Raw genomic sequence first — 622 nt, 5'->3', positions numbered from 1 at the left:
TCACTGGGTGCGCAATCATCTTCAATCTCGATCTGGAACCATTTCATACCCAGTTGTTGGGTAACTTCACCCAAATCCGCGACGTCTTTCGATGCTAGCTCAGCATTGTCCAATGCCGTAACCACGGCTTGAACACCCTGCTCTTTTAATTGCTGTAAAGACGTTTGCAAATCGACGCCTTTAGTACCCGGGCACGGTGTTAAAACTAATGCACCAGAGTCCAAATCTAATTGCCATGTAGGATGAGACATTGTGAACTCCTGTTATGCCAGACCAACGTTACGAACCAATTCTGCGGTGCGCGTTGCGTATCCCATTTCATTGTCGTACCAGGCGTAAATCTTCACCATTCGTGAGCCAACCACCATGGTGGATTGTGCATCAACGATGGTTGAGCGTTGGTCGCCTTTGTAGTCGATCGACACTAACGGACGTTCCTCAAAGCCAAGAATGCCTTTTAGCTCCCCTTCCGACGCCTCTTTCAGCAAAGCATTCACTTCTTCTGCTGTGGTATCGCGTTTTACATCGAAGATGATATCGGTCAATGACGCATTCGCCAACGGTACACGTACCGCGTGGTCGTTAATCTTGCCTTTTAAATCTGGGAAAATTTCCACAATCG

At 47.7% G+C, this 622-nt stretch carries 2 pseudogenes; both read right to left on the bottom strand.

Features of this window, described 5'->3' with window-relative positions:
* Positions 1-251, bottom strand: a pseudogene (locus R7Z50_RS28665) (phosphatase); the annotation flags it as partial.
* Between the two features lie 12 nt (positions 252-263).
* Positions 264-622 (bottom strand): annotated as a pseudogene (locus tag R7Z50_RS28660) (glyceraldehyde-3-phosphate dehydrogenase); the annotation flags it as partial.

The organism is Vibrio sp. 1249-1 (assembly GCF_033340495.1).
The sequence above is the reverse complement of the archived record's forward strand: the minus strand, read 5'-3'. Positions and strand labels throughout refer to the sequence as shown.